At 60.5% G+C, this 6,654-nt stretch carries 7 protein-coding genes; 2 read left to right on the top strand and 5 right to left on the bottom strand.

Annotated features, from left to right (window positions below; genetic code table 11):
* Window positions 1–518, top strand: a 518-nt coding sequence (locus AC07FK_RS31515) for a hypothetical protein (protein ID WP_479108339.1), incomplete at its 5' end; no start/stop codon positions are given.
* A 775-nt stretch (window positions 519–1,293) separates the two neighbouring features.
* Here the strand turns inward: AC07FK_RS31515 and AC07FK_RS31510 are convergent.
* Complete coding sequence (locus AC07FK_RS31510; RefSeq protein WP_479108338.1) at window positions 1,294–1,518, bottom strand: hypothetical protein; 225 nt, start codon at window positions 1,516–1,518, stop codon at window positions 1,294–1,296.
* A 1,025-nt stretch (window positions 1,519–2,543) separates the two neighbouring features.
* On the opposite strand from AC07FK_RS31510, the gene AC07FK_RS31505 reads away from it, so the two are divergent.
* Window positions 2,544–3,113 carry a hypothetical protein gene (locus AC07FK_RS31505; protein ID WP_479108337.1) on the top strand — a complete coding sequence of 190 codons (570 nt, stop codon included), beginning with the start codon at window positions 2,544–2,546 and terminating at the stop codon, window positions 3,111–3,113.
* Window positions 3,114–3,279: 166 nt separating this feature from the next.
* Here the strand turns inward: AC07FK_RS31505 and AC07FK_RS31500 are convergent, their stop codons facing one another.
* The 4 genes from AC07FK_RS31500 to AC07FK_RS31485 all read right to left on the bottom strand — a co-directional run bounded on the left by AC07FK_RS31500 (window position 3,280) and on the right by AC07FK_RS31485 (window position 5,993).
* Window positions 3,280–4,860, bottom strand: coding sequence for a recombinase family protein (locus AC07FK_RS31500; RefSeq protein WP_479108348.1), 1,581 nt, complete (start codon window positions 4,858–4,860; stop codon window positions 3,280–3,282).
* Between the two features lie 112 nt (window positions 4,861–4,972).
* Window positions 4,973–5,173, bottom strand: a complete 201-nt coding sequence (locus AC07FK_RS31495) for a hypothetical protein (protein WP_479108335.1) — start codon at window positions 5,171–5,173, stop codon at window positions 4,973–4,975.
* Between the two features lie 77 nt (window positions 5,174–5,250).
* A complete protein-coding gene (locus AC07FK_RS31490; RefSeq protein ID WP_479108334.1) occupies window positions 5,251–5,652 on the bottom strand; it encodes a DUF932 domain-containing protein in 402 nt (133 codons plus the stop codon).
* The gene (locus AC07FK_RS31485) at window positions 5,649–5,993 is read right to left on the bottom strand and encodes a transposase (protein ID WP_479108333.1); all 345 of its coding nucleotides are present in this window, start codon (window positions 5,991–5,993) and stop codon (window positions 5,649–5,651) included. Before AC07FK_RS31485 ends, AC07FK_RS31490 begins: the two co-directional genes overlap by 4 nt.
* Between the last annotated feature and the right edge of the window lie 661 nt (window positions 5,994–6,654).

The following is a 6,654-nucleotide window of genomic DNA, read 5'->3' as shown; positions in this document are numbered from 1 at the left end:
AACACCTCCCTCAACGGCACGGGGGCTTTGTGCGTTGCGGCCCTCACCTCGACCTGACCGGCGTCACCCGATCAGTGGCCACGCTGAAAACGCTCACTGGTTACGTGCTGGCAGCGGACGAGTCTGAAGCCATTGCCCTCAAAGGACTGACCGTTGGCAGGCTTGCGGACAAGTGTCGCAAATATGCGCGAGACGCCTCATACCTCAATGAATCCATGCGAAAGGTTCTTGTCGCAATTCTGGATGACACCAAGGCGTCGATGGACCTTCGTAACGCCTACGTGCATGCCGCCTGGGCATCCGAGCGAGATGGTTCGCTCGTAGCTTTGAATAGTAAGCCAGCTGGATATCGGACGTCACCGCTCACGGTCGACCACCTTGATGCTGTGACAACCCAGTTGCTGGCGATCTCTCGCCGGCTGCACTTGTGGATGCGGCGCGCTATAGAGTTGAAAGAGCCCGGCAGGATTTCGAGCCTGCCGGGGATGAAGGATACGTCACCGCCGTATCCTGCATGAGTTGCCAGCGACGAGATCACGAGAGTCAGGATCGCCCTGTAGAACGACAATCTAGCTTCGGCCTTTATGGCGCCCTCAGGTAGTTAACTTCGAGCTTGATTGAACCATCGACTACCGAGTCCTCGCTCGACATCCGGACTAGCACCCATCGCTGTTCGCTGGTCTGCACACAGAGCCCTTCGCCTCCCTGCAACTGACCGACGGACACATACGCGCTGGCCCCCCGGTGTTCTGCGCAGTTCGGGATGTCCTCTGAGCCCAATAGGCCAAATTTGACTGCTGCCGATCCTGGGGAACCGTCCTTTGTGGTGAATTGAAAGGACTGCCCCGCCCCAGTTACGTAGAATTCATGGCTGCTGGGATCTGGCTCTGGTGCCGTTTCGCGTCCGTCCAAGTCAACGTACTCTTCGGCCCTGACGTATAGCTTGCTTCGAGAAACGACCGACATAACATGAGATCCCGGAGATTCGGGAGCAGGCTTAGAGCTCGGTGGCGGCACAGAAGGCTTCGTCGAGGGCTCATTTGGTTCGTGGGGAGTCGCAGACTCACTGGTCGGAGGCCGTGAAACTGGCTCACTGGTGGTCGGCGCCGCCGGGGTCTGCTGCTGTTTACTCTCCGAGACGCGGTTACGGTTGCCACAGTTATAGGTATTGACGCAGGAGTTGTTCTGCTCGGAGCACCCAGTAACTCCACCCACCACTACCAGCAGCGTCGCCGTGCAGTAACTGGCGGCGCGTCGCCTGAGACGGTTCACGTTCGTCGTCCCGCTCGCCTCTCACGAAGACGGGCGGGCGGAGGTCGCCGTCGGTGAGGCTGGTGTGGACGTCTCCGTGTCGATGTTGATTTCGTTGCCCTGGCCGCAGTTCTGCGCAGTTTGCTGCTCGTTCTTGCACGAGTTGTTCTGCTCGGAACCGCCGCCCAACAACGCGACGGCCGCGGCGATCACTAGGGCGACTCCGCCGATGATCGCTGCGATGATCGTCGCCTTGGCATGTGTCACTCCGGCCACAGTCCCAGCCCCCTGCCTTCCGATGCGCTTGGCGGGAGTCTGACACGCCCAACTATGAATCTCATAGCGAACTTTGGCAGAGCGATGAGTAAGCAAGTTCACTTGCTCATCACCCGTCACACCAGCCCACCTAATCCGCTCATGCCTCATGCAGCGGGCAGGCCACCCGCATATGAGATCCCCAGAAGGAGCGTGTAGCTGCTTGCTGAGGCTCCCAAGGCTCAGTCCCACCACATCAGGCCGTACCAAGCGCGCAGAGACCATGCCACTGCATCGAAGCTCGGCCGCCGACTGCGCAAAGCGGCGACCCAACTACTTGCAAAGTGTTGCTGGTCATCATCTGCGCGCTCGCCTCGATCATCGTGGCCACTGTGGCCGGCATCCTCACCTACGCCACCAGGACATTCCCTGGCCGAAGCCGTCCCCTACGGGGGAGGCGCGTTTGCCGTTTCCATGGGGCTCTGCCCTGACCACGCTGTCAGCGCTCGGCCTCGTGTGAAAACCAATGAGCCCCGTCGGTCGTGACACTCGTCGGGGCTCAGGTCGCGTAGAGCAGGGCGGCACTGCCCTGCGCTCACTGGACGGTCAACAGCCGGAAGTTTGATTCTCGGCAGCGGGACCGCGCCACCGTCGATTTCTTAGTCAGCTGTCCGCCCTCTGGGCCGGCAGATCGAAGTCTTCGCTGCCGGTGACGTGTTGTATAGCGGCCATAATGCTTCCCATTGCTCACTCAGCGAGTATCTGTGGGTTGCCTGGCGGTAGGGGTGTAGCGGCAGGCGCGGGTTGCTACCGCCTCAAGACACCGCTCGCTCAGCGCTGGTGTAGCAGCCCAACCGCCCCGTCGCGACACAAGTCGCGGTCGCTGGCCATCGGAGTGACGATGGACGAGGAGGCTCATGCAGTAGCTGGGCCCTCGAACCTCCATTGCTTTCCAGCCGTCAGTGGCAAGGCGGCAGGGCCGTTCGCCGACACCAAGCGGTGTGCCTTGGTACGAGAAATTTGAGCATGAGGGGGCCGTGACGCAAATGGAGCCAACACAGCTGCAAACGCAACCGGTAGAGCCCAAGCCCCGGGCGCAGATGGGATCGGGCGTGGCAGGGTTCATCGGCTACGTTATCGCCGGCGTCGGCTACGGCTTGGCCTTCGGGGTACATATCTGGTTCTTCGACAAGGCTGATCCGTATCGGGTCGCTGGAAACGTCAGTATGTTCGCCATGCTGTTCGTCTTCGCCCTTGCTATCGAGCGCCTCATCCAGCCATTCGCACCGAAGCTTGGGCCTGACAGTGAAGTCGCCAGGACGGATCTTGACGCGAAGAAAGTTGTGGGAGCCAGTGCTGAGGAGCTCAGCACGGCCGAAAGGACTCTGAGTGCGGCTCGCAACGCAACCGCGTTGATCACCTGGGGAGTTGCCTCCGCCATCGGCTTTCTCTTGGTGGCATCGAGCAACATCCTCTTGCTCAGGACAATCTTGCACGCCGATGCCAGGCCCTGGTATTGGCTGGACCTGTTGGTGACTGGCTTGGTTATCGGGGCTGGTACCAAGCCGCTCAATGATCTGGTCACCCGCCTGGAGCGGAAGCCCTGAGCAAGTCGATGCACTCCGGGACGCCGAGCTAGTAATGGGACAGATTCCATTGGTGCGGCCATATAAAGACAACCAACCGAGGCTCCCCGCGCGGGGAACAATGTAGGTTGCTTCGGTTGGCACAAGATACTAAGCAGTCAGCTGACCTGCCCAGAAGTTCAGTCAGCTATTGACTATCATCGGCGAACAAAGTACGAATACTGTTAGCGACCGCCCGCCAAGAAGAACGAGAAGCCCCAACCGGGGCTTTTTTCGTCTTCCCAGAGTCGGAATCGCCTTGTCCGAATTTATCGTTTCCGGGTCCCGCCATCGGCAGGACTTCGTCCAGTAGCCAGGCGGCACGTGGGTTGTAGACCGGCTGTAGCTGTTCACCGTCAAGAGCGAGCTTGTCAAACAGCTCAGTGATCAACTCACGCTTTCGGTCGCCATCCGTGGACTTTGTAAACTCATCAGCCGCCTGCTGAGTCATCTCAACAAAGCTAAAGGCGCTTTCGAGGTAGGACATGTCTTCCGACTCTAGTGATCGGAGCTGTCGAGAGATGTCCGCCTGCTGAGAGTGAAGCGAGACCGCTTTCATGTCGTACTCGCCCGCACTGACCCGACCTTCAAGACGGTCGTCGTAGAGCAGGGTTAGCTTGGCCTTGATTCGGCTTTCTTCGTGCTTGAGACCCTCCGCGGCAGCCTGTTGCAGCGACAACTGGGATCGCAGGCCGGCCTCAAGCTCCCTCTTGAGCCAAGCGGTGAGGCGAGGCCGGGGGGCTTTGAGTCGGTTCAAGCAGATGGTCAGCTGTTGCTCAACTACCTCCTGCCTGACGAAGCGCCGCCGGCTGCACGCTCGCGGTTTCGGGCACTTGCCGTACCAGTAGCCCTTAGCGGTTTCCCAGACAACCAAACCCTTGCACGCCGAGCATGTGACCAGCCCCTGAAACAGAGGATGGTGCTTGCGGTAGTGCTGAATCTGTGTGGCACTCCGCGACAACGTCCGCTGGACTCTTTCGAACAGCTCCACTGCAATGATCGGCTCATGGCTGCCGGGGGATTGCCTTCCATTCCACTGGATCACGCCGACGTAGTACGGGTTGTGCAGCATCCGGAAGACCCGGTCACCCTTGATTGGCTTCCCGTTTATCAACAGCCCGCGTTTCGTCATCTCCCGCGCTAAGGACTTCACGGTGTAGCGCTTAGTCGTAGCTAGCTTGAACATTTCGACGACGAGTGGTGCAACCTTCGGTACGACCTGCTGGATCCGCTTGCCGCCCTCCACCACGTTCTCGTAGCCGGGTGGCGGGGTTGCCGGAAACCAGCCCTGTCGGATCTTCTCCAGTTGCCCTTTACGTACTTCCTCGCTCAGGTTGTCGGTGTAGTTCTTGGCTACCACCACATGCATGCCCCAGACGAACTTGTCCTGTGAAGACGAGTTCTTGTGAAGCACGAGCGAGTTCTTGGGACAGTGCAGCCGGCGCATGTCGTCGCCCTCCAGCCACTCCTCCACCATGACGGTGTCTTTGAAGTTTCGCAGCAGGCGATCCACCTTCTCGCAGACAAAGTGCAAGATGTGGTGCTTCTTCAGATAGGCCATGGTCTCGTTGAACGTCTTGCGCTGATCGACCTTCGACGCCGTCTCGGAAATATGGAACGGCTTAACAGCTTTCAAGCCAGCTCGCTCGCAGTAGTCGCGCAGAAAGCGCTCCTGGGCTTGTAGCGAGTAGCCCTCTTGTTCTTGCTCTTTGCTCGACACCCTGACCAGGATGACAGCTAATGGTAATTTTTCATTGTTGCTCGTAGAACCTCCTTCTCCGGCAATTCCGGATAGTTAATGGGTTCCCCGCCCGGCCATTATGCGACCTTCCTGGAATTATTCAAGAGTTGTCGCCCTTGACGGCTTCATGCTCAGCCACTCGACGCTGCACAGCCAGCTTGATTAAGGCGGTGTAGAACCGCGTGAGCCAGTCGGCAATTTCTGTAACCTCGGCCAGGTCAAATTCTTGGCCGTAGTCTTCACGAAGGATCGCTCGGAGTTCGTCCAGGCGCTGAGTATGAGTCCGGGAAGTTGTAGGCATGATGAAAACCCTCGTTTATTTGATGGAAAGGACCCGGACCGACAGAAGCCGGTCCGGGTCACATTGGAAGCGTGTTGTCAGGCCGCTACCACCTTCCGCGCCAGCTTTAGCGCGTGAGCCTTGAGCGGCTCCGGCCGGATGAGCGTGCGGTTGAGCTTGGTTTCCCAAGTGCGGGAGCGGCGGACGTGATCCAAGTACTCGCCAGCGGCCTGGACGAGCCCGTAGGCGGTGTGTGAGACCGAAACCGAAGTGGGAGACGCCAGAATGTCTCGAATGGCCTTACGGGCCTCCTCGACGTTGCTGGCGACCCGATCAGTCGTCAGGCCGGCGGGCGGCATGGGGATGAACTCGGCTATGAACAGCTCACGTTGCCGGGTAGAGATGGGCAGCGTCAGCAGTTCACGGGCCAGGACCTGGCACAGCCGCTTCACCTCGTAGGTGGCCCGGTGGTCGTCAACGAACTGGAAGCGGCTGGTCACCAGTTCGTCTCTCCGGCGAAATACTTGGCCGCCTTGCGAAGAATGTCCCGCTCGGTGGCGAGCTTGCGCTCACTGGCCTCGAGCTCGGCCACCCGAGCCTCCAGCCGCCGGACCCGCTCGTCCGGATCAGCGGACGGCACCGCCGCCCGGTGGCCGGCGGCCGGCTTCGCACCCGCAGCGGTGACGCCACGGCGCTCGCGGTCCCGCAGCACCCACTCCCGCAGGGTCGCCCGGTTGATGCCCAGGTCAGCGGCGATGCTCTTGTACGTCGCCCCGGGTGTGGACTCGTACAGGGCCACAGCGTCGGCCTTGAACTCGTCCGAATAGTCCTTTAGCGCCATCGGCGGTCTTCTCGCTTCCTCCGGATCAAGCAGATCCAGTATCAGCGTGTCCACCACTCAGGGGGAGGCCCCAGCCCCCTCCCGCATCTGCTCCCATACCACTGAGATTTTCATGTGCTCGTGGATGTTGTTGGGTGCTGTCATCCCCACTTGAAACTTTCGTGCTTGTTGACTCGCTCCCAGGCCGTGGTTGATTCGGGTCATGTCATCGTGAGCGCAGGCTGCATCCGCCGTTGGACGCTTGCGTGTTCGAGGTTGTTGGCGTTCGACTTGATGCCCAGCACTATCAAGCGCAGCCGTGCTAGCACCGGGCTAACGGCGGCGCCGGACCGCCCCGTCGAGAACCGGTTGTGGCCGGTACGAACTGACACCGGTTGACCTGCGAAAACGGTCCGGCGCGGCATCATTCGGCACCGTCCGACTCCTCCTCCATCGGACTCTTAATCAGCGGGTCCGGGGTTCGAGTCCCTGGCGGCGCACAGACGGAAAAGACCCTCGCGGAAGCGGGGGTCTTTCTCGTGTTCCCCTCAGCAGCTGCCGCCAGGGCAGGTGACGGGCGCGCCGGAGTGGGGGGGGGGGAGGGGGGGGGGGGGCCGGAGACCCGAAGCGGAGGGGGTACCAGCCCCAGGAGGGGAGCGGTCCTCCGTTGGAACAAGAATCC

Source organism: Streptomyces sp. NPDC046122, from assembly GCF_056429965.1.
The sequence above is the reverse complement of the archived record's forward strand: the minus strand, read 5'-3'. Positions and strand labels throughout refer to the sequence as shown.

Bases quoted from the DNA above. Each gene is read 5' to 3' on its own strand.
- AC07FK_RS31495 (WP_479108335.1), bottom strand. From the start codon at position 5,173: ATGCCTACAACTTCCCGGACTCATACTCAGCGCCTGGACGAACTCCGA.
- AC07FK_RS31485 (WP_479108333.1), bottom strand. From the start codon at position 5,993: ATGGCGCTAAAGGACTATTCGGACGAGTTCAAGGCCGACGCTGTGGCC.